This is a genomic window from Synechococcus sp. MIT S9503, assembly GCF_047304175.1.
Classification (GTDB): Bacteria; Cyanobacteriota; Cyanobacteriia; order PCC-6307; family Cyanobiaceae; genus Synechococcus_C.
In genome coordinates, this window is sequence record NZ_CP138955.1 from 1,785,971 (window position 1) to 1,809,529 (window position 23,559).

The 23,559-nt window shown below is 59.3% G+C and carries 27 protein-coding genes; 12 read left to right on the top strand and 15 right to left on the bottom strand.

The annotated features are described in order from the left end of the window. The first annotated feature begins 16 nt into the window (after positions 1–16). Together fabD and SIB56_RS10100 are read left to right on the top strand one after the other, a co-directional pair. Positions 17–913, top strand: a complete 897-nt coding sequence (gene fabD, locus SIB56_RS10095; RefSeq protein ID WP_413323806.1) for an ACP S-malonyltransferase — start codon at positions 17–19, stop codon at positions 911–913. Between the two features lie 2 nt (positions 914–915). Beyond that, entirely contained in the window at positions 916–1,593 is a 678-nt protein-coding gene (locus SIB56_RS10100; protein WP_413323807.1) for a lysophospholipid acyltransferase family protein, read from the top strand. On the opposite strand, the gene SIB56_RS10105 is transcribed toward SIB56_RS10100, so the two are convergent. From SIB56_RS10105 to SIB56_RS10115, 3 genes are read right to left on the bottom strand one after another with little or no spacing between them, the layout of a single operon-like run. Continuing rightward, positions 1,572–2,159 (bottom strand): YdcF family protein, encoded by a 588-nt coding sequence (locus tag SIB56_RS10105; RefSeq protein ID WP_413323808.1) that lies wholly within the window; start codon positions 2,157–2,159, stop codon positions 1,572–1,574. The genes SIB56_RS10100 and SIB56_RS10105 overlap by 22 nt on opposite strands. Continuing rightward, complete coding sequence (gene tsaB, locus SIB56_RS10110) at positions 2,159–2,776, bottom strand: tRNA (adenosine(37)-N6)-threonylcarbamoyltransferase complex dimerization subunit type 1 TsaB (protein ID WP_413323809.1); 618 nt, start codon at positions 2,774–2,776, stop codon at positions 2,159–2,161. The genes SIB56_RS10105 and tsaB overlap by 1 nt, the downstream gene beginning before the upstream one ends. Further along, on the bottom strand, positions 2,773–3,024 hold the full coding sequence (locus SIB56_RS10115; protein ID WP_413323810.1) for a Ycf34 family protein: 252 nt from the start codon (positions 3,022–3,024) through the stop codon (positions 2,773–2,775). The genes tsaB and SIB56_RS10115 overlap by 4 nt, the downstream gene beginning before the upstream one ends. Between SIB56_RS10115 and SIB56_RS10120 the strand changes: the two genes are divergently transcribed. Then, positions 3,023–4,291, top strand: a complete 1,269-nt coding sequence (locus SIB56_RS10120) for a CCA tRNA nucleotidyltransferase (protein WP_413323811.1) — start codon at positions 3,023–3,025, stop codon at positions 4,289–4,291. The genes SIB56_RS10115 and SIB56_RS10120 overlap by 2 nt on opposite strands. Before the next feature lie 64 nt (positions 4,292–4,355). Beyond that, the gene (locus SIB56_RS10125) at positions 4,356–4,787 is read left to right on the top strand and encodes an RNA recognition motif domain-containing protein (protein WP_413323812.1); all 432 of its coding nucleotides are present in this window, start codon (positions 4,356–4,358) and stop codon (positions 4,785–4,787) included. Between the two features lie 62 nt (positions 4,788–4,849). Here the strand turns inward: SIB56_RS10125 and SIB56_RS10130 are convergent, their stop codons facing one another. Both SIB56_RS10130 and pds read right to left on the bottom strand, forming a co-directional pair. Then, positions 4,850–5,758: a phytoene synthase gene (locus SIB56_RS10130; protein ID WP_413323813.1), complete on the bottom strand. Its 909-nt coding sequence runs from the start codon at positions 5,756–5,758 to the stop codon at positions 4,850–4,852. A gap of 3 nt (positions 5,759–5,761) precedes the next feature. Further along, positions 5,762–7,180, bottom strand: coding sequence for a 15-cis-phytoene desaturase (gene pds / locus SIB56_RS10135; RefSeq protein ID WP_413323814.1), 1,419 nt, complete (start codon positions 7,178–7,180; stop codon positions 5,762–5,764). Between the two features lie 107 nt (positions 7,181–7,287). Here pds and ndhM point away from each other — a divergent pair, with 107 nt between their 5' ends. Together ndhM and SIB56_RS10145 are read left to right on the top strand one after the other, a co-directional pair. Then, a complete protein-coding gene (gene ndhM, locus SIB56_RS10140) occupies positions 7,288–7,635 on the top strand; it encodes an NAD(P)H-quinone oxidoreductase subunit M (protein WP_413323815.1) in 348 nt (115 codons plus the stop codon). After that, the gene (locus SIB56_RS10145) at positions 7,632–8,261 is read left to right on the top strand and encodes a DUF3172 domain-containing protein (protein WP_413323816.1); all 630 of its coding nucleotides are present in this window, start codon (positions 7,632–7,634) and stop codon (positions 8,259–8,261) included. The genes ndhM and SIB56_RS10145 overlap by 4 nt, the downstream gene beginning before the upstream one ends. Here the strand turns inward: SIB56_RS10145 and SIB56_RS10150 are convergent. Continuing rightward, positions 8,252–9,256 (bottom strand): LysR family transcriptional regulator, encoded by a 1,005-nt coding sequence (locus SIB56_RS10150; RefSeq protein WP_413323817.1) that lies wholly within the window; start codon positions 9,254–9,256, stop codon positions 8,252–8,254. The genes SIB56_RS10145 and SIB56_RS10150 overlap by 10 nt on opposite strands. Before the next feature lie 133 nt (positions 9,257–9,389). Here SIB56_RS10150 and SIB56_RS10155 point away from each other — a divergent pair, with 133 nt between their 5' ends. The 5 genes from SIB56_RS10155 to SIB56_RS10175 all read left to right on the top strand — a co-directional run bounded on the left by SIB56_RS10155 (position 9,390) and on the right by SIB56_RS10175 (position 16,577). Next, a complete protein-coding gene (locus tag SIB56_RS10155) occupies positions 9,390–10,091 on the top strand; it encodes an NnrU family protein (protein WP_413327309.1) in 702 nt (233 codons plus the stop codon). Positions 10,092–10,125: 34 nt separating this feature from the next. Then, on the top strand, positions 10,126–12,138 hold the full coding sequence (locus tag SIB56_RS10160; RefSeq protein ID WP_413323818.1) for an NAD(P)H-quinone oxidoreductase subunit 5: 2,013 nt from the start codon (positions 10,126–10,128) through the stop codon (positions 12,136–12,138). Positions 12,139–12,687: 549 nt separating this feature from the next. Beyond that, positions 12,688–14,358 (top strand): NAD(P)H-quinone oxidoreductase subunit 4, encoded by a 1,671-nt coding sequence (locus SIB56_RS10165; RefSeq protein WP_413323819.1) that lies wholly within the window; start codon positions 12,688–12,690, stop codon positions 14,356–14,358. Between the two features lie 96 nt (positions 14,359–14,454). Beyond that, complete coding sequence (locus SIB56_RS10170) at positions 14,455–15,354, top strand: segregation/condensation protein A (protein WP_413323820.1); 900 nt, start codon at positions 14,455–14,457, stop codon at positions 15,352–15,354. Positions 15,355–15,398: 44 nt separating this feature from the next. Further along, complete coding sequence (locus SIB56_RS10175; RefSeq protein ID WP_413323821.1) at positions 15,399–16,577, top strand: sugar phosphate nucleotidyltransferase; 1,179 nt, start codon at positions 15,399–15,401, stop codon at positions 16,575–16,577. Here SIB56_RS10175 and SIB56_RS10180 read toward each other — a convergent pair. Next, positions 16,558–17,451 (bottom strand): methylenetetrahydrofolate reductase, encoded by an 894-nt coding sequence (locus SIB56_RS10180; protein WP_413323822.1) that lies wholly within the window; start codon positions 17,449–17,451, stop codon positions 16,558–16,560. The two genes, SIB56_RS10175 and SIB56_RS10180, sit on opposite strands and share 20 nt — an antisense overlap. A gap of 91 nt (positions 17,452–17,542) precedes the next feature. Between SIB56_RS10180 and SIB56_RS10185 the strand changes: the two genes are divergently transcribed. After that, the gene (locus SIB56_RS10185) at positions 17,543–17,821 is read left to right on the top strand and encodes a helix-turn-helix domain-containing protein (protein WP_413327311.1); all 279 of its coding nucleotides are present in this window, start codon (positions 17,543–17,545) and stop codon (positions 17,819–17,821) included. Here the strand turns inward: SIB56_RS10185 and SIB56_RS10190 are convergent. From SIB56_RS10190 to SIB56_RS10225, 8 genes are all read right to left on the bottom strand, one after another. Beyond that, positions 17,778–17,975, bottom strand: coding sequence for a hypothetical protein (locus SIB56_RS10190; protein ID WP_413323823.1), 198 nt, complete (start codon positions 17,973–17,975; stop codon positions 17,778–17,780). The genes SIB56_RS10185 and SIB56_RS10190 overlap by 44 nt on opposite strands. Before the next feature lie 66 nt (positions 17,976–18,041). Continuing rightward, positions 18,042–18,548 carry a CYTH domain-containing protein gene (locus SIB56_RS10195; RefSeq protein ID WP_413323824.1) on the bottom strand — a complete coding sequence of 169 codons (507 nt, stop codon included), beginning with the start codon at positions 18,546–18,548 and terminating at the stop codon, positions 18,042–18,044. Between the two features lie 10 nt (positions 18,549–18,558). After that, positions 18,559–19,500 (bottom strand): NAD(+) kinase, encoded by a 942-nt coding sequence (locus SIB56_RS10200; RefSeq protein WP_413323825.1) that lies wholly within the window; start codon positions 19,498–19,500, stop codon positions 18,559–18,561. A gap of 16 nt (positions 19,501–19,516) precedes the next feature. Next, on the bottom strand, positions 19,517–19,849 hold the full coding sequence (gene nuoK / locus SIB56_RS10205) for an NADH-quinone oxidoreductase subunit NuoK (RefSeq protein ID WP_413323826.1): 333 nt from the start codon (positions 19,847–19,849) through the stop codon (positions 19,517–19,519). Between the two features lie 19 nt (positions 19,850–19,868). Beyond that, the gene (locus SIB56_RS10210) at positions 19,869–20,468 is read right to left on the bottom strand and encodes an NADH-quinone oxidoreductase subunit J (protein ID WP_413323827.1); all 600 of its coding nucleotides are present in this window, start codon (positions 20,466–20,468) and stop codon (positions 19,869–19,871) included. After that, on the bottom strand, positions 20,465–21,121 hold the full coding sequence (ndhI, locus tag SIB56_RS10215) for an NAD(P)H-quinone oxidoreductase subunit I (protein ID WP_413323828.1): 657 nt from the start codon (positions 21,119–21,121) through the stop codon (positions 20,465–20,467). The genes SIB56_RS10210 and ndhI overlap by 4 nt, the downstream gene beginning before the upstream one ends. A gap of 55 nt (positions 21,122–21,176) precedes the next feature. After that, positions 21,177–22,331, bottom strand: coding sequence for an NADH-quinone oxidoreductase subunit NuoH (gene nuoH, locus SIB56_RS10220; RefSeq protein WP_413323829.1), 1,155 nt, complete (start codon positions 22,329–22,331; stop codon positions 21,177–21,179). Between the two features lie 24 nt (positions 22,332–22,355). Further along, on the bottom strand, positions 22,356–23,546 hold the full coding sequence (locus SIB56_RS10225; RefSeq protein WP_413323830.1) for a citrate synthase: 1,191 nt from the start codon (positions 23,544–23,546) through the stop codon (positions 22,356–22,358). Positions 23,547–23,559: the final 13 nt, after the last annotated feature.

A 23,559-nucleotide genomic window follows, 5' to 3' on the forward strand; every position in this document is an offset into this window, starting at 1 on the left:
CTTTGCGCCACTGTGAATGTCGATCGCCTGGGTGTTCCCCGGACAGGGGTCTCAGAAAACCGGCATGGCCGATCCCGTTCTCACGCTGCCTGGAGCACAGGAACGCTTTGACCTGGCCTCGGAACTGCTCGGGAGAGATCTACTCGCAATCTGCAGGGGGGAGATCTCTGACGCCGCTGACCCCTCGGATCTGAACGACACCAGGAACACTCAGCCGGCTCTGTTCGTTGTGGAGTCGCTGATTGTCGACGAGCTGCTGCGCCAAAGTAGGGCCCCCGACCTGGTGGCCGGACACAGCCTTGGCGAGCTTGTGGCTCTTTATGCAGCGGGTGTCTTTGATGCAGCCACAGGGCTGGAGTTGATGCAACGCCGTTCGGAGCTAATGGCGAACGCAGGCGGTGGAGCGATGACAGCGGTGATCGGTTTCGACCGCAGCGAACTGGAAGAGCTTGTGAGTGCAACGCAGGGGGTGGTGATTGCCAACGACAACAGCGATGCCCAGGTTGTGCTGTCTGGGAGCCCGGATGCGGTGAGCTCCGTCAGTGAGGCCCTCAGCTGCAAGCGCGCGATTCCTCTCGCCGTTTCCGGGGCCTTCCATTCCCCCTTCATGGCCAAGGCGGCGGATGCATTCTCCGTCCATCTGGATGGTCTCAGCTTCCAAGACGCGCGCTTTCCCGTGCTGAGCAACACCGACCCAACACCCAGCCTCGATTCCGCAGAGCTGAAGCAACGACTGCGCCAACAGATGACCACAGGCGTGCGCTGGCGCGAAACGATGTCGGGGATGACATCCGCAGGGGTGGACACCTTGGTCGAAATCGGACCGGGGAACGTGCTCAGCGGACTGGCCAAACGCGCGATGAAAGGTGTCACCACCTCACAGCTGGCCAGTGCCGGCGACCTGGGCCTTTGACCGTGAGCAGCAACCCTGCAACCGATTCCACCGCCCTGCGGCCCCTCAAGGCGCCACGGCCGAGCCTCACCTACTTGCTGGTCAGTGGTCTGCTGGTGTTCCCTGTCTTCAGGATGCTGTTCCGAGGACGTACACGCGGCAACGGCAACGTGCCGATGGACGGTCCCCTTGTTGTGGTGGCCAACCACGGGTCCCATCTCGATCCACCGCTGCTTGGCCATGCCCTTGGCCGCCCGGTGGCGTTCATGGCCAAAGCCGAGCTGTTCAGCATCCCACTTCTGGGAAGACTGATCCGGGCCTGTGGCGCCTATCCGGTGAAACGTGGCGCCAGCGACCGCGAAGCCATCCGCACAGCCACAGCAAGACTGCAGGAGGGCTGGGCCATCGGAGTCTTTCTTGATGGAACCCGACAGGAGAACGGCCGTGTGAATCAGCCCATGCCAGGTGCAGCTCTCCTGGCGGCGAGATCAGGAGCAGCTCTTCTGCCCGTGGCCATCCTCAACAGCCATAGAGCTCTGGGAGTTGGTCGCAGCCGACCAAGGCTGGTGAGGCTGGAAATGCGGATCGGAATTCCTGTGCCCGCACCGAGCAGCCGGCGCAAACCGGAGCTGGAAGCAACCACACGCGAACTCCAGCGACGCATCAATGCGCTGCTGGATCAGGGAGCAGTGAAAAGCTGAGGCCATTTCCTGCGGGCCCAGAGCTTGAGATCCCGACCTGTGACCACCCAGGCAGCGGCACGCAGTCCATCTCCGAAACGCTTGCCCAGGCCTTCATCACGGCATCTGGACTGACAGCTGACCGGAACGCCCGTGAGCCGGATTCCACGGCTTCCAGCAACAATGCCGCCCACTGCCATCGCCCGCGGCAGATGGTCTTCACTGGTGACCAGCAGCAGATGGTGCACCCCATCACGCTGCAGTTCATCCACAAGCGACGTGAAATTTCCGAGAGTGTCCTTGGCCCGGTAATCCAGCCGGACCATGTCAGGCTCCAGACCGGCATCCCGCATCAACCACTGGGCATATTCAGGATTGGTCCCGCCGCTAACCACCAGAGGAAGCTTCATCCGACGGGCCAGATTCAGTCCCATGCGCTCACGATCGGCATCACCTCCGAGCACCAGAATTCGCTGCGGCTGATGATTGGTGAGTGCGGCCTCAACAAAGGGGCGCAAAGGGCCGGCGATGCCGGCTCCGGCCATAACCGCAGCACAGAGCAGCAGCGAACGACCGCCCAGACCCATCAGACCGGCCCCACAGGCGATGTGGGGTAGATCGGCAGAACCGGATCCCAGGGACCTGGGAGATCGCGGACATGAAAGTCCCTGCAGCACTTCAGAAGCTCGAGCACATCTGCAGGCACATCAACATCCATCGGAACGGTCGGAGCAGGCTGATCACGATCGGTGAGCAGGCGAGGGGATTCAAGCTCCTCGACCACGGTGTCTGCGATCCGATAGCGACCCGCGACCTGTCCTCGCCGGGGCAGCGTCTGCACGATCGAGAACGGCTGCTGCTGCAACTGCTGCGGCAGCTGATGGCACAGTCTGGGAGCCATCAGAGCGAAGCTGCTCACACCATGCAGGGGTGCTCCCAGCTGCTGAGCCAGCGTCCTCGCCAGCACAACGGTCAGACGGGTCCCCGTGAATCCGCCCGGTCCGGTGGCCACCGCCAGCCTCTTGATACCGGTCCACTGATCCGCAGGCAGAAGCTGCTGCAGCGAGATCACCAATTCATTGGTGAGAGCCCGTCCAAGAGCGCGACATGAAACACGGGCTTCCCGCATGGGAGCTTCTGTGCCCACCAGTGCGATTCCGAGAGTTTCAGTGGAGCTGTGCAGAGCGAGCAGCCAGCCGCTCATGTAGGCACCTCCTCACCGGGCCTGAGACGGCTCCAACGCCCCTGCTCCAGCTGAAATGATCCACAGCCACGCACATCCCATTCGACACCCACCTGCCCAGCAGGCAGATCCATCACGCTGATGTGAATTCGGGGATCTGACGGCTTGAGATCAGGGGTTTCTGCCAGATGCGGAGCACCATGCTGGCGCTCCACAGCGTGATAGGCCTGGCAACGGTCTACCCAGCGGCAGTCAACACAGATGCACATGCCCCCCCGCTGCGGTTCGGCCCCCATTCTGACCGGAGATCGGGACAAGCTGGCTGAAATCAGTTTGCAGCGTCTGAAACCGGCAACATGGCCGGTGTCGCCGGCGGAGCTCCCGACAGGAGCGGTGCTTGTGGGAGGAGCGGTGCGCGATGCCCTCCTGGACCGACTCACCGACACCCCTGATCTCGACCTGGTGGTGCCGGGGAATGCCCTCGAAAGCACACGGCAACTGGCGCAGAAGCATCGAGGCGCCTGCGTTGTGCTGGATGAAGCACGGGACATGGCCCGCTTGGTGCTCGGCGGGTGGACGATCGATCTGGCAAGACAGGAAGGCGCAACGCTCGAGGACGATCTCAGCCGGCGTGATTACCGCCTCAATGCCATTGCCCTGAGCTTCGATGGCACCCCCCGACTGATTGATCCGACAGGAGGTCTTGAGGATCTTTCGTCCGGCAGGATCGTCGCAGTGCGCGAAGCCAATCTTCAGGAAGACCCGTTGCGACTGATTCGCGGCCTGCGCCTGACTGCGGAGCTGGGGATGACCATGAATTCCCAGACATTGATGATGCTGCGCCGCAATCGTTCCCTGCTGCCCAAAGCCGCTCCTGAACGCATTCAGGCGGAACTCATGCGGCTGACCGCCGCACCCGATGCGGATCGCGCGATTCAGACCCTGCTTGATCTGAAGCTGCTGAAGCCCTGGACAACGAACATGGCTGATCAGAGTCCTGCCGCGACCGTGAGACGAGCTGATCTGCTAACGGACAGTGAACGCCGGCAGGCCCTTCCGCTCGCACGGCTCACTCAGCTGCTGCCGGATGAAGGGCTGAAAGAGCTCCGCTTCAGTCGTCGCCAGTTACAGCGTTGTGAACGCCTGCGCCATTGGATCGAGCGTTCGTCATCGGATCAGGGGGATCCATGCCTTGAGCAGTTCTCGGAACAGGAACGCCTCCAACTGCACAAGGATCTTGAGAAGGATCTGCCTGCGCTGATCGTGACCTGGCCCAAAGAGCTGCAACAGTCATGGCTGAAGCGCTGGAGAGACCCCCAGGACCCTCTCTTCCACCCCCGCTCTCCACTGGACGGGGACACCCTTCAGAAGGCTCTCTCAATCTCACCAGGCCCCTCCCTGGGGGCTCTGATTCAACACTTGTGCCTCGAGCGTGCGTATGGTCGTGTCTCAACCCGTGAACAGGCGCTCAACGCGGCGCGTTCCTGGTTGTCTTATCGAGCGGTTCAGGCAGACCCGAATGGGTCCTGTGATTAACTGCCCTTGCAGTGACGACAACGATCGGCCTGACACGCAGTCTTCCGTTTCCCTTCCCCGTTTCATGAGCGTGCGTCTTTACATCGGCAATTTGCCGCAGAATTTTGAGAGCAAGGAGCTTGAAGCTCAGCTCACCAGCGTTGGGGAGGGAATTCGCTTCAAGGCTGTTCTCGACCGCGAAACAGGAGCATGCCGCGGCTTCGGTTTCGCCAATGTCGACGACGAGAAGGTGGCTGACGCCCTGATCGAACAGTTCAACGGCAAGGAGTTCGGTGGAAACGCGCTCCGTGTTGAGCGCTCTGAACGTCGTGACAGCAATGCTGGTGGCGGCGGTCGCCGCGGACAGGCCGGCGGCCACGCACCTGGCTCTGCACGCAAGGCCGTTAACAAAGTTGTGCACAGCGACGCCAAAGCTGAGGAAGCACCTGATCCCCGCTGGGCCGGCGAGCTGTCCAAACTCAAAGACCTGCTGGCCAACCAGAAAACAGCTGTCTGAGACTGATTCAGCGTCGTCAACCGGTCATCTCCGATGGCCGGTTTTTTGATGGCCGCGAAGAATCAGCGAGATTGAGCCAAAACGAAGGAACGTGGAAGATCGAGCAGTTTGTTGAGCTTTCCCACGTAGGCACGTTTGTTGAAGACGTCGTAATCGTGGCGCTCAATCACGTCGAGAATTCCTCTGTAAAGACGCAGTGAGGTCCAGACCGGCCAGCGGGCGTCGCGCGACAGCCAGCGCACTCCGGCTTCGGAGCGATCAAACCACTCCCGGGCGCGACGCAGTTGAAACGCCATCAGATCCTTCCAGGCCTGATTGAGGCGGCCTGCCATCAGGTCATCCTCGGAGTAACCGAAATACTCAAGATCCTCCAGAGGCAGATAGATCCGACCCCGACCGCGATCTTCCCCGACATCACGGAGGATGTTGGTGAGTTGGTTGGCGATTCCCAGGGCGACCGCCGCATCTGAGGTGTCAGGGCGATCACTCCAAGGTGCGGAGCTGTAGGCCTGATCCAGACCCATGACTCCCTGGGTCATCAGGCCCACGGTGCCTGCAACTCTGTAGCAGTAAAGCTTGAGATCTTCAAAACGGGGGTAACGGGTCCAGGTCAGGTCCATCCGCTGACCTTCGATCATGTCGAGATAGGGCTGAATGCTCTGCGGAAACCTTTCGAGCGTGTCGACCATCACCGCATCGAGATCATCTTGAACATGTCCCTTGAACAGATCGCGGGTTTTCAGCTCCCAGCGATTCAGACGGTCAGCCAGCTCTTCCTGAGAGCGCGCCTGGGCCTCAGGACTGTCCATGAGCTCATCCGTCCGTCTGCACCAGACATAGATCGCCCAGATGGCCCTTCGCTTCTTATAGGGAAGCAGCAGCGTTCCGATGTAGAACGTCTTCGCCCACTCGGCCGTCTCCCGACGACATGCCTCGAAGGCTGCGTCGAGGTCCGGAGCTGAGAGAGACATGACTCAGGCCGAAACCGGCTCAGTGACAGGAGACGATGATGCCAGCTGATCGCTCTTGCGATCCACCGCTCCAGCGCAGAGTTTGCCGCTGAGAACCGCACCCTCCATAGACGCCAGGTAACGCTGCATTGTGTAGTCGCCCGCCAGGAAGAAATTACTGATCGGCGTGGTCTGATCAGGACGAAGCTTCTGACAGCCGGGGGTGGTCTTGTAAACGGAGAGCGGTGTCTTCACCACTTTGTATTTACGCAGCGTGGCAGGGTTGTCGCCGCCGAAGTGCATCGGGAAGAGTTTGTTGAGCTCACCCATCGTGGCCTCGATGATCTCCTCATCCGGCCGCCCGATCCAGTCCTTGGCAGGTGCGAACACGAGTTCCAGCATCGACTGATCGGGGTCTTCGTATTCCCTGCAGGTAATGCTCATGTCGGCGTAGACACTGAGCAGAGGTGAGCGACTGAACAGCAGGTGATCGATGTCGGTGAGCTTGCGATCGAACCAGAGATGCAGGTTGATCACGGGAACACCCCGAAGCCCGTCGAGCTTCTTGAAGACCTCCATCTGCTTCCAGGGCTGCGGCAGCAGCAGCTTGAAAGGATCCACCGGCAGTGCGCTCACATAGGCATCAGCGACGAGGTCAAAACTCTCTTTGCCTTTGATGCCACCGATGTGAAAAGAAGCCACGGAACCATCTTCGTTGAGCTTGATCTCACGCAGAGGGCTCTCAAGATGAACCTCACCGCCAAGCGATTCGATGTGCTCAACCACCGGCTGACAGAGCCGCTCAGGCGGCGCACCGTCCAGAAAGGCCATCTTGGAGCCGCTCTTTTCCTGCAGGAAGCGGTTGAGAGCCGTGAGCACAACGGTGGCGGAGATTTCGTCGGGATCAATGAAGTTCAAGGCTTTGCTCATGGCGATGAACACTTCGTCATTCACCCGTTCGGGAATGTTGTGCACCCTCAGCCACTCCGTCCAGGAGTACTTGTCGCACTCTTCGACGTAACCCTGACCACGCAGCATCGCTGGCACTAGGCCCAGGCCGAAACTGATTTTCTCGGGCCAGCTGAGCATGTCGTTGTTTCCCAGAATCGCCGCCACACCGTTCACAGGCGCCGGCAGATCAGGAAAATCGAAGCGGCTGTAGGTGCCCGGTTCCTCTGGCTGATTGAAGATCATCGAGTGACTCTTCCACTGAAGACGGTCTTCAATGTTCAGCTCCTTGAACAGCTGGAGCATGTTCGGATAGGCGCCGAAGAAGATATGAAGACCGGTCTCGTACCAGTCACCCTCCTCATCTTTCCAGGCGGCAACCTTGCCGCCGAGCACGTCACGGGCTTCGACCACAATGGGCGTATGACCAGCATCCGCCAGGTATTTGGCGCAAGAAAGTCCCGCCAGACCGGCCCCAGCGATGGCGACGCGCATGCTTCTGAACACAAGTTGAAACAACCTTAAAAGGAGAGGTCTCCTCTCCGCTTCCTAAAGTCACCGCCAACATGCCCGCGCGGTGTACGCATCGCTCCGCTTGATTCATGGCCGAGACCCTGCTGAAGAGCACGACCCGACACGTGCGCCTGTTCACGGCACGGGTCGAGAACGGTGATCTGATCCCCGACCCGAGTCAGCTCACCCTTGACCTTGATCCCGACAACGAATTCCGCTGGTCTGATGACACCATCGAGATCGTTCAGCAGCGCTTCCGGGAGCTGGTCAAAAGCCATGACGGCCAGGCTCTGAATGACTACAACCTGCGTCGCATCGGTACCGAGCTCGAAGGCTGCATCCGCGCACTGCTTCAGGCCGGCAAGCTGAGTTACAACCCTGACTGCAGGGTGCTCAATTACTCGATGGGTCTTCCCAGAACCCCTGAACTGCTGTGAGTCGTTCCCCTTACGACCGTTCCAGATCCGGCTATGACCGCAGAAGCGGTGAACGTCGCCGCGAGGAATCTCGAAGAGATGACCGCAGGGAAGCGAGAGGGTACGAAGGGCCACCGCCACCGAAGAACGGTGGAAACGGCATGAGCTTGAACACAGCCACCATCGCTGTGCTCGCTGGAGTGCTGATTGTGGGGATCGGCATCGGCAGCGCAGTCACCAGCACCACGCAGGGAGACCAGGGCAACATCGCCAGCTCTCAGCAGCTGGACATGGCGGTTCCGGACCCTGAGTTCTGCAGACAGTGGGGTGCCAGCGCCTTTGTGATGGATATCGAGATGTACACAACGCTGAATCCATCAAGCAGTTTCGTGACACAGCCCACACTGCAGCCTGGATGTGTGATTCGACGGGAAAACTGGGCGGTGCTTCGCAAGGAAGGAGCCATCACCTCAGCTCAGGAACGTGAGTGCAAACAGCGCATGAACACCTTCGCCTACATCGGCTCGGTGCGTGACAAGCCTGTTGTGCGCTGCGTCTACCAGACCGACATCAGCCAGAACAAGTTCCTGACCAGGGGCGTGGCCGATGACACGGTTGGCATCACTCCGGAAGCTGATCAGTTCTGATCGATCTCCCCTGTTGCTTCAAGGCTGTTCTCCTGATGCAGAACGCCGTTTCTTCCCTGGCGCAGAGGGCTGTCGGCACTGGCAAAAACCGGCAGCACATCTCTTCGGAAGGCTTCCGCGGCCCTGGAGCAGTAGCGGGATGGATTGGTGATCAGCTTGAGCTGACGACGCACCTGAAGGTCAACGACGCTTGGGCGCAGCAAGGTGCCGGCGGTGAGCTCACGCTCAATCGAGACCACGGGCAGAAAAGCAGCTCCCAGCCCTGCCTGAACCGCATTCTTGATGGCTTCAAATGAGTTCAGTTCCATCTCGATGCGCAGGCGCTGCACATCGAGTCCCGAGCGCCCGAGCAGTTGGTCGACCATTTTGCGCGTGGTCGACTGCGCATCCAGGCTGACAAACCCGAGCCGGTAAAGGTCGTCTTTGCTGAGCTCCACCAACCGGGCGAGGGGATGCTTCACAGGCAGCACCAGCGCCAGCTCATCACTGGCATAGGGCACCACCTGCAGCAACTCGTTCAGCTCAGCGGGCAGTTCACCGCCGATGATCGCCAGATCGATCTGTCCGTTGGCAACACTCCAGCCGGTGCGGCGGGTGCTGTGAACATGCAGCTGAACGGCGACATCCGGGAATTTCTGACGGAAAAGACCGATCATCCGTGGCATGAGATAGGTCCCGGTGGTCTGGCTGGCACCCACCAGCAGGGAGCCCCCTTTGAGATCGTGGAGATCATCCAGTGCACGGCACGCCTCGTGACACTGGCTGAGGATGCGATCGCAGTAGCTGAGCAGCAGGTGGCCTGCTTCAGTGAGCTGCGCCTTCCGGCCACCACGATCGAACAGGGCGACCTCAAGCTGCTTCTCCAGGTTCTGGATCTGCAGGCTCACGGCTGGCTGTGTGACATAGAGACTGTCGGCCGCCTTCTTGAAACTGCCTTCACTGACGATGGCCCGCAGGATGCGCAGCTGATCCAGGGTGAAGGGCAGATCGGCCATGACAAGCTGCCCGGCGAGCGGCGGAAGCCCGAAAACTGTAGGGGTACTCCTCCCTGCCGAACGCCAGAATCACCGCTGATGCAGCATCTCGTTGGCCGACGCAACAGCAGACATTCATCACAGCAGCCTGGTGATGCTGGGACTGCTTGTTGCTTTCGCAGTTATCCACAGCGGTGGCGCCGCCCTGAGGACCCGTGCTGAGGCAAGGATCGGCGCACGGGCCTGGCGCCTGGTGTTCGCGGCCCTGAGCATTCCCTCAGCGGTGATCGTGATCGGCTACTTCCTGGCTCACCGCTACGACGGCATCAGGATCTGGAACCTGCAGGGAGTCCCGGGCATGGTGCCCTCGATCTGGGTCGTGACAGCGATCAGTTTTCTGTTCCTTTACCCAGCCACTTACAACCTGCTGGAGATCCCCGCGGTCCTGAAGCCCCAGGTGCGGCTCTACGCCACCGGAATCATCCGGATCAGCCGACATCCCCAGGCCGTCGGGCAGATCCTCTGGTGCATGAGCCACGCTCTCTGGATCGGCAGCAGCTTCATGATGGTGACCTGCACAGGCCTGATTGCTCACCATCTGTTCGCTGTCTGGCATGGCGACCGGCGCCTGAAAGACCGCTTCGGAGAAGCCTTCGACAGTCTGCAGGCCGAAACATCCGTGTTTCCATTCGCAGCCGTGATCGATGGCCGCCAGCAGTTGGTGTTCAGCGAGCTGGTAAGACCGGCCCAGCTGGGGATCACCATCGCGGTGGGTGTGTTCTGGTGGGCGCACCGCTACATCCCCCGAGGGGGCATGGCATTCCTGCACTCCCGACTCGGTGAGCTGTTGAACTGAGCTGATTACACTCGCTAAAAGCTTTTTTGTCTGGATGCCCTCGGCTGCCGACTCCGCCTGGTTGATTCCAGTGCTGCCCCTGTTCGGGGCCCTGATCACAGGTCTCGGCCTGATCAGCTTCAACCGCACGATCAACCGATTGCGAAAACCGGTGGCGCTTTTACTGATCAGCTGCATCGGGGCTGCTGCCGTGATCAGTTACGCCGTGCTGCTGGAACAGCTTTCAGGAGCTCCACCGGTTGAACACCTGTTCGTATGGGCCAGCGCCGGAGATTTCATCCTGCCGATGGGCTACGTGATCGATCCTCTGGCATCGGTGATGCTGGCGCTGGTCACCACGGTGGCTCTATTGGTGATGATCTATTCACACGGCTACATGGCGCACGACAAGAGCTATGTGCGCTTCTTCACCTACCTGGCCATCTTCAGCAGTTCAATGCTCGGGCTCGTGGTGAGCCCCAACCTTCTGGAGATCTATGTGTTCTGGGAGCTGGTGGGAATGTCGTCCTATCTGCTTGTGGGCTTCTGGTATGACCGCGATGGCGCAGCGCATGCAGCTCAGAAAGCCTTCGTGGTCAATCGGGTTGGTGACTTCGGCCTGTTGCTCGGCATCCTCGGCCTCTTCTGGGCAACCGGCAGTTTCGATTTCCAGGGAATCGCTGACGGGCTCTCTGCTGGTGTGAGCAGTGGGATGGTGCCCGGCTGGGCGGCTCTGGCGCTGTGCCTGCTCGTCTTCATGGGACCGATGGCGAAATCGGCCCAGTTCCCTCTGCACGTCTGGTTACCCGACGCGATGGAGGGGCCCACACCCATCTCCGCACTGATCCACGCCGCCACGATGGTCGCCGCCGGAGTGTTTCTGGTGGCACGGCTGGAACCGCTGTACAGCCAGTTCCCAAGCGTGGGGGTGTTCATCGCAGTCACCGGCACGATCACCTGCTTCCTGGGTGCTTCGATCGCCCTGACCCAGATGGACCTGAAAAAGGGTCTGGCCTACAGCACTGTGTCCCAGCTCGGATACATGATGCTGGCCATGGGCTGTGGAGCTCCCGTGGCCGGCATGTTCCACCTCGTGACCCATGCCTTTTTCAAGGCCATGCTGTTCCTGGGTTCAGGTTCCGTGATCCACGCCATGGAGGATGTGGTGGGACATGAACCTGTGCTTGCTCAGGACATGCGACTGATGGGCGGTCTGCGCAAAAAGATGCCGATCACAGCCATCACATTTCTGATCGGCTGCATTGCCATCAGTGGGATTCCCCCCCTGGCAGGTTTCTGGAGCAAGGATGAAATTCTCGGCCAGGCCTTTGAAGCTTTTCCAGTGCTCTGGGCGGTGGGTTTTCTGACCGCCGGCATGACTGCCTTCTACATGTTCCGCCTCTACTTCCTTACTTTTGAGGGTGAGTTCCGTGGCAATGACGAGGCCATGCAGGCCCAGCTCATGGCTGCTGCAGGGAAGGCGGTGGATGAAGAGCATGCACACCATGCGGGCAGCCTGCATGAATCGCCATGGCCGATGACGCTGCCGCTGGTGGTACTTGCGGTCCCCTCCGTTCTGATCGGTCTGCTCGGAACGCCATGGAACAGCCGCTTCGCCGGTCTGCTCGACCCTGAAGAAGCTCTTGAGATGGCGGAACACTTCAGCTGGGGGGAATTTCTTCCCCTTGCTGGAGCATCGGTGGCGATCTCCCTGACTGGAATCAGCGTGGCCGTTCTGGCCTACGCGCTGCGTCGGATCGATCTGGGTGAGCTGGTCGCAGCTCGATTCCCAGCCGTCAATGCCTTCCTGGCCAACAAGTGGTACCTGGATGACATAAACGACAAGTTGTTCGTCCGCGGCAGTCGCAAGATTGCGCGCGAGGTGCTGGAAGTCGACGCCAAAGTGGTTGATGGGGTCGTGAATCTGACTGGCTTGCTCACTCTGGGCAGTGGTGAAGGGCTGAAGTATTTCGAAACCGGCCGCGCGCAGTTCTACGCCCTGATTGTTTTCGGCGGCGTGATTGGACTGGTAGTGCTCTTTGGTGTTCTTGGTGGACCAATCACCTGATCAGCACAAAAGACTTTTATTTCAAAGTAGCTTTTAAAATGCCTTGACCAACAGCATTAGGCATGAATTTTTATCTACAGAGAGGGCACGCTTAATTCTTTTCAAAAAGGCATCAGCTTCAATCTTTGACAGATTTAAGTCGAAAACATTTCAACATAAATCGGGGCATTCTTGAATTCCCTAGATCTTAATTGAAAAACTTAACTTCAACGCCTCTTGTTTTCGTTCAGGCCAAGCTCCCAAAGGAAGAGGCTTTATTGCACAACAGGATTGTTCATCATCTCTGGAGAGAACGACCATTCTCTGTCTGATGCAGAAACGCAGCTTCGACAGAGCTCGCGGCAGTGAAAATCGATCCCCAGATGATGTCATAAACCAGGAAATTTCTGTCTTACCAGACGGGCATCGTTTTGTTGATTTTCAGCTTTCCCGAAAGGCCTGATCAGCGGATCAGCACATCAAACGGGGTTATGTGTGTCAACGCCTATCGACTCAGTGCCAGTTCAGCCAGGATTTCTACACTCCGATGAGTGGTGAAAGACCTGTCCGTTGCTGGAATTTGCCGTCAGTGCCCCCTTTGATCCTGCAGCGGATATCGCAGCGGGAATCATTCCAGCTCAGTTTCCCTGGCTGAGTCTTTCCATCCTCTTCCCGATCGTTGGAGCGCTGATCGTTCCTTTCGTCCCTGATCAGGGAGAGGGCCGTCAGGTTCGATGGTTCGCTCTTGGAATCGCTCTGATCACCTTTCTGATCACCGTGGGCGCCTATCTGAGCGGTTATGACCCCAGCTTCAGCGGTTTGCAGCTCTCCGAACGGGTCAGCTGGCTGCCGAATCTCGGCCTCACATGGGCGGTTGGAGCGGATGGATTGTCCATGCCCCTCATCCTTCTCACAAGCTTCATCACAGCGCTGGCTGTCCTGGCCGCCTGGCCGGTGACCTTCAAGCCGAAGCTGTTCTTTTTTCTGATTCTGGCGATGGATGGCGGCCAGATCGCCGTGTTCGCCGTTCAGGACATGCTGCTGTTCTTCCTCGCCTGGGAGCTGGAACTGCTGCCTGTTTATCTGCTGCTTGCCATCTGGGGCGGCAAGAGGCGTCAGTACGCAGCCACAAAATTCATCCTCTACACGGCTGGAAGTTCTCTGTTCATCCTGCTTGCTGCTCTCGCCATGGGCTTCATGGGCGGAGGAACACCCAACTTTGAGTACAGCGTGCTGGCACAGAAGGGGTTCAGCACAGGATTCCAGTTGATCTGTTATGCCGGTCTGCTGATCGCCTTCGGCGTCAAACTGCCGATCGTTCCTCTGCACACCTGGCTACCCGACGCTCACGGGGAAGCGACCGCTCCCGTGCACATGCTGCTGGCGGGCATCCTCTTGAAGATGGGGGGCTATGCCCTGATGCGCTTCAACGCCGAAATGCTGCCTGAAGCGCATGCCCAGTTCGCACCGCTGCTGGTGGTGCTGGGGGTGGTCAACATCATCTACGCAGCACTGACGTCCTTTGCTCAGCGCAACCTCAAACGCAAGATTGCTTACAGCTCCATCAGCCACATGGGCTTCGTGCTGATCGGCATCGGAAGTTTCAGCGCTCTTGGAACCAGCGGAGCGATGCTTCAGATGATCAGTCACGGCCTGATCGGCGCCAGCCTGTTTTTCCTTGTGGGCGCAACCTACGACCGCACCCACACCCTTCAACTGGATGAAATGGGCGGCGTTGGCCAGAAGATGCGAGTCATGTTCGCGCTGTGGACCGTCTGTTCCCTGGCGTCCCTCGCCCTGCCAGGCATGAGCGGATTTGTCAGTGAGTTGATGGTCTTCACGGGATTCGCGACCGACGAGGCTTACACGCTGAGCTTCCGAATCGTGATCGACGGACTGGCAGCAATCGGTGTCATTCTCACGCCGATCTACCTGCTCTCCATGCTCAGGGAGATTTTCTTCGGCAAGGAGAACGTGCAGCTCTCCACCAACACCAACCTGGTGGATGCGGAGCCCCGCGAGATCTACATCATCGGCTGCCTGCTGGTGCCGATCATCGGCATTGGCCTTTACCCGCGACTGATGACCGACAGCTATCGCACAGCGATCGAAGCGCTGGTTGATCGAGATATCGCCGCCATGGAGGTTATCAGCAGGCCCACTGCTCCGCTGATTCGCAGTGGCAGCCTGGCACCGGCAATGCTGCGGGCACCCCGACTGATGTCCGGCAGCGCTGCCTGAAGGCTGCCAGGGCAGTGCCACCGGACGATGGTCTTGAGGGGGCTGGCCCGATCAACCCATCGCCGGTATTTTTCCTGAAGATGGCCGCAGGCTGGAATGAATGCCGGGCTGAGTCAGAAAGCTGATGCCGGTGCCAGGCTCGCCATCCGTCTGCTTCAGGACGCAGCCCAGCAGGGTGATCTCGATCCATGGGATGTGGATGTCATTGCCGTGGTCGATGGCTTCCTGGATCAGCTGAAGCAGCGCATCGAAGTTCCCCGCCAGGTCGAAGAGGCCATGAAGCGACGTGGCGGCAGCTACGAGCGGGACCTTGCCGACAGCAGTGAGGCCTTTCTGGCGGCATCGGTGCTCGTGAGCCTCAAAGCGGAAGTTCTTGAAGCCAGCACCTTCCCTCCTCAGCCTGCGGTGGAGGAGATGTTTGAAGCGGATTTCGCTGATCAGGGCTGGCTTGATCCGAGTTTCAACATCCCGCGGCACCCCGAGCGGCATCTGCAACGCCGACCTGTCGCACCTCCTCCGCTGCGACGCCCGGTCACGCTCGGCGAATTGATTGAACAGCTGGAATCGATTGCGGAACAGCTGGAATCAGATGAACTGGAGATGCGCCGACGACAACGTCAGAAGCGCTACTCGAACAAGGAAGCAATCGCCCAGGTGGCGGCTCTCGCACACCGGGAGAAACTGCCTGAGACCACTGCGGCCATGGGGGTTTTCCTGAGCGGCTGGGAAGCGGCTCTGCAATGGGTCAATTTTGAACTTCTGGTGACCGAGTGGAGTGAGATCGCAGCCGACGACCTGGACAAGGACCGCGTTGGCGTGTTCTGGGCCCTCCTGTTCCTGTCCTCACAGGGACAGGTGGAACTTGAACAGCAGGAATCGCTGCATGGCCCAATCCGTCTCAGGCGCCTGCTTGCTCCGGGAACGATGGCCCAGCTTCCACTGACCAGCCTCGACGTGCCAGCTGTCGTGCCGGCCGAAGCCGCCGTGGCCGCCTAATCACACCCTTATGTTGGCTTATCCGTTGTAAGCCTGTAACGCCGATGAAGGCGATGATCCTGGCCGCGGGCAAGGGCACAAGGGTTCAGCCGATCACACATGTGATCCCTAAACCGATGATTCCGATCCTGCAGAAGCCGGTGATGGAGTTTCTGTTAGAACTGCTCAGGGAGCATGGCTTTGTTGAGGTGATGGTCAATGTCTCCCACCTCGCCGAGGAGATCGAAAACTATTTCCGAGACGGCCAGCGTTTCGGTGTTGAAATCGCCTACAGCTTTGAAGGGCGCATCGAGGATGGTGAACTGATCGGTGACGCACTCGGCTCCGCAGGGGGACTCAAGAAAATCCAGGATTTCCAGACGTTCTTCGACGACACGTTCGTGGTGTTGTGTGGGGATGCACTGATCGACCTTGATCTCACTGAAGCGGTTAGGCGCCACCGAGAGAAGGGTGCTCTCGCCAGCCTGATCACCAAGCGCGTGCCGAAGGAGCAGGTGAGCAGCTATGGCGTGGTAGTGAGTGATGACGAGGGACGAATCCAGGCCTTCCAGGAAAAACCGAAGGTGGATGAAGCCCTGAGCGACACGATCAACACGGGGATCTACCTTTTCGAACCGGAGATCTTCGAGCACATTCCATCGGGCGAGTCCTTCGACATCGGATCGGATCTGTTCCCCAAACTGGTCGAGATCGGAGCACCCTTCTATGCCCTGCCCATGGAGTTCGAATGGGTCGATATCGGCAAGGTTCCCGATTACTGGCGTGCGATCCGGAGCGTGCTTCAGGGTGATGTGCGCCAGGTGGGCATTCCTGGGAAGGAAGTGCGACCAGGGGTCTACACCGGTCTGAATGTGGCGGCCAACTGGGACCGGATCGATGTTCAGGGACCCATCTATGTGGGCGGGATGACCAAGATCGAAGACGGAGCCACGCTGATCGGGCCAACGATGATCGGTCCGAGCTGCCACATCTGCGAGGGCGCCACGATCGACAACTCGATCATCTTTGATTATTCCCGCATCGGAGCAGGTGTTCAACTCGTTGAAAAGCTGGTGTTCGGCCGATACTGCGTCGGCAGAAACGGCGACCACTTCGATCTGCAGGAAGCCGCTCTGGACTGGTTGATCACCGATGCCAGACGACAGGATCTGGTTGAACCATCTCCCCAGCAGAAAGCGATGGCCGAACTGCTTGGCACTGATCTCACGCCGGCTGCGAGCTGAGGCCTGCTCGCTCCAGCACTTCAGGAATCCGCTCTTCCGCTCGCACGGCCATGACGTGAACGCCCTGGGCAATTCCGGCGAATTGGCGAACCTGCTCAGCAGCAATGGCGATGCCCTCTGCGGCAGGATCAGCGGCCGCATCAAGCCGCGCGATCAGGGCATCCGGAATATTGGCGCCGGGAACTTTCTGATTGATGAAACTGGCATTCCTGGCCGACTTGAGCAGGAACACACCAGCGAGAACAGGCAGCTCCATCGGCGCCGCCATGTCACGGCAGAACCGTTCCAGAACATTCGGATCCATCACCATCTGCGTCTGCACAAAACGAGCACCCGCTTCGCGTTTACGCTCCAGCCGGCGCTTCAGCCCCGACCAGCTCGCACAGTGCGGATCAGCGGCGGCTCCTGCAAATAGAGCGGTGGGACCATCGGGAAGGCTTTCCTTGACCGGGTCCTCTCCACGGTTGAAAGCAGTCACCTGCTGCAGCAGGCGAACAGATTCCAGTTCATGCACAGGGCGGGCTGTCGGTTGATCTCCCGCCTTGACTGAATCGCCCGTGAGACAGAGCAGATTGCGGATCCCCAGCGCATGGGCGCCGAGCAGATCAGCCTGCATGCCGATGCGATTGCGATCACGGCCTGCCATCTGCAGCACAGGCTCCAGGCCTGCGTCGAGAAGCAAACGGCAAACCGCCAGGCTGCTCATGCGCATCACCGCACGACTGCCATCGGTGACATTGATGGCATGAACCCATTTGCGCAGGAGTTCGGCCATGGCCAGGGTATGACTAGGATCTCCACCACGGGGAGGCATCACCTCAGCAGTGACGGTGACGGAACCAGCCTCAAGACTGCGCTGCAGCGCGGAACCCAAACCCTTCGAATGCTTCTGTCGGCCACTATGGAAGATCGCCGGTCAGGAATGAATGCCTAGGATGAACCTGGAAGGCTCGTCGGTGTCCAGCATGGTCAATGGCGATGGACCTGTGTCCTCGAACATCTCACTCTCAACACGGGAGATTGAAATCATCGAACTGGTGGCAGAGGGACTGACCAACCAGGAGATTGCCGAACGGCTCACGATCAGCAAACGGACGGTCGACAATCACGTCAGCAACGTGTTCACCAAAACCGGCTCAAAAAACAGAGTGGCACTGCTGAACTGGGCCATGGATCACGGCAAGATCTGCCGCGACGGGTTCAACTGTTGCCTGCTCCCGGAATCATCCGTTGACGCGACCTGACGGCCAGCGGCAGAGGCATCGGCAGATCCATCAGTGAACACCTGGCCAGTGAAAGATCAAACAGCTCGGCATAGGCGACACAGGCTTCACGATCCAGTCCGATGAACCTCAGGATGCCGTCATGGTCGTAGAGGCCGTGCACGAGTCGCTTCACTGTTCCCAATGCAAATCTAAAGGAAAACCAAAGACTCTTTCAAGGGGGGCGATCACCCCATCCCCTTCAGGCCTGCTCCAGGCCATGGCGAAGCCGCATCGCCCGAGTCCAGCTGGAAACGGGTTGATGGGCCAGAGCTGCATTGCTCAACTGACCATCGCCGGTGACCTCGAGCCCGCACCACTCCGGACGTTCGAAGGGATCCTCCGCATTGCCCAGCTCCACTTCAGCCAGCACAAGCGGCGCGTTGTCTGCTTCGAAGCAATCCACCACCCAGTCACCTCCTGGGAAAGACAGGGCGTAACGGGTTTTGATCAAGCGATGGGGAACAAGGCTCCAGAGGGTTTCGGACTCGTCGGACGGAAGTTCATATTCGAATTCATGGCGAGCGATGCCCTCCGCCGGTGTCTTGAGCGTGAGCCAGGCTTTGCCATCAGCCCGAAGCCGCACCCGCACCGTGAAGCCCTGCTCACTGGATGCGAGATAACCCTGCCTGAGGTGCTGAGGCTCTCCGGCATGGACACGCCATCCCGATCCGGTCACCAGGAAGCGGCGTTCGATCTCAAGAGGCATCGCTGAAAATTCAGTTGGGAGAGGGCATCGTGTCCACAAGACTGCCGGCCCAGTGCAACTTGCGCGACAGGGTGCGGTAGTAGGAGGGCGACTGCTCAAGCTGCACCATCAGCGCATGATGGGGAGCCCTCTGAATCACGCAGCACTCACCGGGACAGAGCACCGGGCCGCTGGTCCCATCCTTCCAGAGCTTCACCTGTCGGTAGCCGTCTCCCAGGGGCCAGATGACCAGTCGAGACCTGGGAGGAAGCACCACAGGACGACTGGACAGGCTCATCGGGCAGATCGGGCTGACGATGATGGCGTCAATGCCCGGGTGAAGGATCGGGCCTCCGGCTGCCATGGCATAGCCGGTGGAACCGGTCGGCGTGGCGAGGATCAGTCCGTCGCCACGCACCTGATCGACCACTTCCCCGTCAATCTCCAGTTCAAGGGTGCAGGTGGGCGCGAGATCCTCCTGATAGGGACGCAGATAGAGATCGTTCAGGGCCCAGTGACGCTCCGAGCGATCACTGTCATGGTCGGCGTCTGATGACACGGAGCAGTTGAGATCATCCGCTCGGTGCACGACAGCCTGAAGCATCATGCGCCGTTCCATCGCGAAATGATCATCCTGCAGGCGTCGCCAGAGATCGTCTCGGCGCATCAGCCCAGGTTCATGGGTGAGAAAGCCGAGATGACCGCCAACGTTGAAACAGAGGATCGGCACGTCATACACAGCCAGATGCCTTGCAGCACCAAGAACCGTGCCATCGCCACCGAGAACAACTGCCAGATCGGGGAGTTCCGGTTCGGAAGCCAGAAGGCCTGGGAACGGATCCGCCGTGAAACCGCTCATGGCAACGGACACAGAAACGCCGAGCGACTCGAGCGTTTTGGCACAGACCTGAGCCTCCTTGAGAGCCAGAGGGCTTTCGGCCCTGTAGATCAACCAAACCCGTTTCAGGCGCATGACGAGGGCGCCGGCCCTACCAGCGCAGAAGATTGAAGCGTTCCATGTCCACTGTGACGCGGTTGCGATAGAGAGACAAAAGAATGGCGAGACCCACAGCAGCTTCAGCCGCTGCGACGGTGATCACGAAAACGGAGAAGATCTGACCGCGGATCAACTGACCGTCCACATAGGACGAAAACGACATCAGATTGATGTTCACCGCGTTGAGCATCAGTTCAATGCTCATCAACACCCGCACAGCATTGCGGCTGTTGATGAGCCCCCAGACACCCGTGCAGAACAAAACCGCTGCAACAAGCAGATAGGCCTCTAGGGGGACGGATCCGGACAGCAGCTCGGAGATCATGACGGGAAGCGGAAGAGGGTCAGGAGGGAGGTTGATCAACCAGCAGAGGCGTCCGAGCCTTCTCGATCAGGCCCTGATCAGCGAGTTCTCCGGTTCCGGGATCAACGGCCTGAACATCACGACGCGCCAGAACAATCGCTCCGATCATGGCCATCAGCAGAAGAACCGAAGCCAGTTCGAAAGGAAGCAGATAATCCGTGAACAGGTGCTCACCGATTCGAACCGTGGCGTCTTCGCCGATCGGCTCGGGACCCTCCACCCATGGAGTGGTAAGAACAACTCTTGTGAGAAGCGCGAAGAGACCGACACAGACACCGCCTGACAGCAGGCGGCGCAGAGTGATCCCGGGAATCGGGGCGAGATCTTCCTTTTTGTTGACGAGCATGATCGCGAACAGGATCAGCACGTTGACAGCGCCGACGTACACCAACACCTGGGCAGCAGCCACAAAACTGGCGTTGAGGAGCAAGTAGAGACCTGCCACGGCAAGGAAAACGCCTCCAAGAAGGAACGCGGAGTAAACGATGTTGCTGAGCAACACCACACCGAGAGCTCCGAGCACAACCACAGAGCTAAGCACCAGAAAGCAGATCAGCTGCGTTGACGCTGCGATCGTCATTCGACGCTCTCCTTGCTGTCTGTGGACTCTGTGGTGGATTCTCCCGCATCCCCGGCTGAGAGAGCGGCTGCCGACTTGAGAGCAGCAAGCACCTGATCGGGTCGCTGGCCTGCCCGTGGACGATCATGTGCCACCACATGAGGGTCCATCTCACCCGCAGGCAGGTAGGCGAATTCCCGCAGCGGCAGGACCGATGGGTCGGTGGTCACGCTGGTGGGCAGACGACCGAGCGCAACGTTGTCGTAATTGAGGCTGTGACGGTCAAAGGCTGCCAGCTCGTATTCCTCGGTCATTGAGAGGCAGTTGGTCGGGCAGTACTCCACGCAGTTGCCGCAGAAGATGCACACCCCGAAATCGATGGAGTAGTTGCGCAGCTCCTTCTTCTTGGTGGCCTTGTTCATCACCCAGTCGACCACCGGCAGATTGATGGGGCACACCCGCACGCACACTTCGCAGGCGATGCACTTGTCGAACTCGTAATGGATGCGCCCCCGATATCTCTCGGAGGGGATCAGCTTCTCGTAGGGGTATTGCACCGTCACGGGACGGCGCTTCATGTGGTCGAAGGTGACGGCCAGACCCTGAGTGAGATTGCGCGCCGCGTCGACGGCATCTCTGGTGTAATCACCAACCTGTTTGAGAAAACCGAACATGGCCTTAGGGAGGGGGGACGGAGAGACCGCTGAGCAAGAGCCTAGGTAATTAAACCTAACCCCCGAAGGCGACCGGGAAAGCAAGTTTGAGCGCTGCGGTCACGAGCAGGTTGACCAGAGCCAGTGGCAGCAGGAACTTCCAGCCGAGATCAAGAAGCTGGTCAATGCGCACCCGCGGCGTCGACCAGCGCAGAAGGATGGCGATGAACACGAGCAGGTAGGCCTTGAGAACGGTCATCACAATGCCAGTTGTGCCTGTGATCACCTGGACCAGAGGAGCATCCACCGATTGCCCAAGCCAGCCGGCCAGCCATTCCACCGGCAAGGGGAAGCCCCAGCCACCGAGATACAGCACGGAAACCAGCAATGCTGAAAGCACCAGATTGATGTAGCTGCCGAGGTAGAAGAGAGCGAACTTCATTCCGGCGTATTCGGTCTGGTAACCGGCAACCAGCTCCTCCTCCGCCTCGGGAAGGTCGAAGGGAAGCCGCTCACATTCCGCCAGGGCACAGATCCAGAAGATCAGAAAACCAACAGGCTGACGCCAGATGTTCCAGCTGAGGATGCCCGCTCCGGTTTGCTGGTCAACGATGTCGACGGTGCTGAGCGAGTTGCTCATCATCACCACCGCAAGCACAGCGAGCGCGAGTGGGATTTCGTAGCTGATCGACTGTGCAGCCGCCCTCAGGCCTCCGAGCAGGGAATATTTGTTGTTGGAGGCATATCCACTCATCAGCAGACCGATCGGCTGAACGCTGCTGAGAGAAATCCAGAGAAAGATCCCGACCCCCACGTTGCTGATCAGCAGGTTCTGACCGAACGGCACGATCAGCCAGGACAGAATCACCGGAACGACCACAAGAACAGGGCCAAGGGTGAAGAGCAGGCTGTCGGCTCTTGCTGGGATGATGTCCTCCTTGACCAGAAGCTTGAGGCCATCAGCCAGCGGCTGCAGCACTCCCAGCGCTCCTGCATACTCGGGTCCGATGCGTTGCTGAACGGCTGCTGAAATCTTGCGTTCAAGCCACACGGTGACCAGAACGCCAACAACTGCCGCCACCAGCACAAGCAGCATGGGGAACGGCAGCCAGATCAGACGGGCTGCCTGCTGTGACAGACCGAGACCCTCGAGGGCCTGACTGAAACTTCGTTCAAGATCCAGTCCTGGACTGACCAGTGCCGGTGAGCTGGCGGCGAGGAAGGTCACCATGAGCCAAGGTGTGATGAATGTAACTTAAGGGGTGATGGTTGGAACACGTGCCTCAAGAGGCGTCCATTGGCGCAGATCACTGCCCGTGTAGATCTGGGAGGGGCGGAAAATTCGATTGGCGCCGAGCTGTTCGCGCCAGTGCGCCAGCCAGCCTGCGACCCTGGCGATTGCAAAGACCGGAGTGAACAGATCTCTGGGAATCCCCAGCTTGCGATACACGAGTCCGGAGTAGAAATCCACATTGGGATAAATCCCCTTGTGACCGAGACGGGTCTCGGCAGCAGACTCGAGAGCTCTTGCAACGTCGTACATCTCATCGTGGCCGAAGCGCTCGAACATCTCCTCGGCAAGGGCCTGCAGGATCACAGCACGAGGATCCTTGACGCGGTATTCGCGGTGACCGAATCCCATGATCTTGCGCTTGCTGGCGATGGCCTCATCGAGATAACCGGCGGCCATCTCGGGAGAACCGATCTCCTCAAGCATTGCCAGAACATCCTCATTGGCCCCGCCATGAAGGGGACCTGCCAGGGTGCCGACGGCAGACGCCACAACCGCATAGGGATCAGTGAGGGTGCTGGCGGTGACACGAGCACTGAATGTGCTGGCGTTCAGGCTGTGTTCCGCATGCAGGATCAGGCACTGATCAAAGATTCGTGAGGCCATCGGATCAGGCTCACGCTCCATGAGCATGTAGAGAAAATTGGCTGAGTAAGCCAGATCATCCCTGGGCTGGATGGGATCCTGACCTTTGCGGATCAGCTGGAAAGCCGCGACCATCGTGGGAATCTTGGCGATCAGCCGAACCACCGCGTCGTAGATGTACTGGGGATCGTCGATGGCACGACGGGAATAGAACAACCCCAGGGACGCCGCACTGGACTGAAGGGCATCCATCGGATGACCATCCGATGGGAAACACTTCATCATGTCCCTGACACGGAAACTGACGCGTCGGTGCATCTGCACTTCATCCTCAAAGTCCCGCAGCTGCTGAGGTGTCGGCAGTTGCCCCCAGATCAGCAGATAGGTGGTTTCCAGAAAACTGCAGTGAGTGGCCAGATCGTCAACGGGATAGCCGCGGTAAGACAGGCACCCCTCATGACCATCGATGTCGCAGATGGAGGACTGGGTAGCGGGAACCCCTTCAAGGCCGGGGCGGAACACCAGACCCGTTCGCTCATGACGGATCTCGGCACCATCGTTCTGACTCACCAACCTCCGCTTC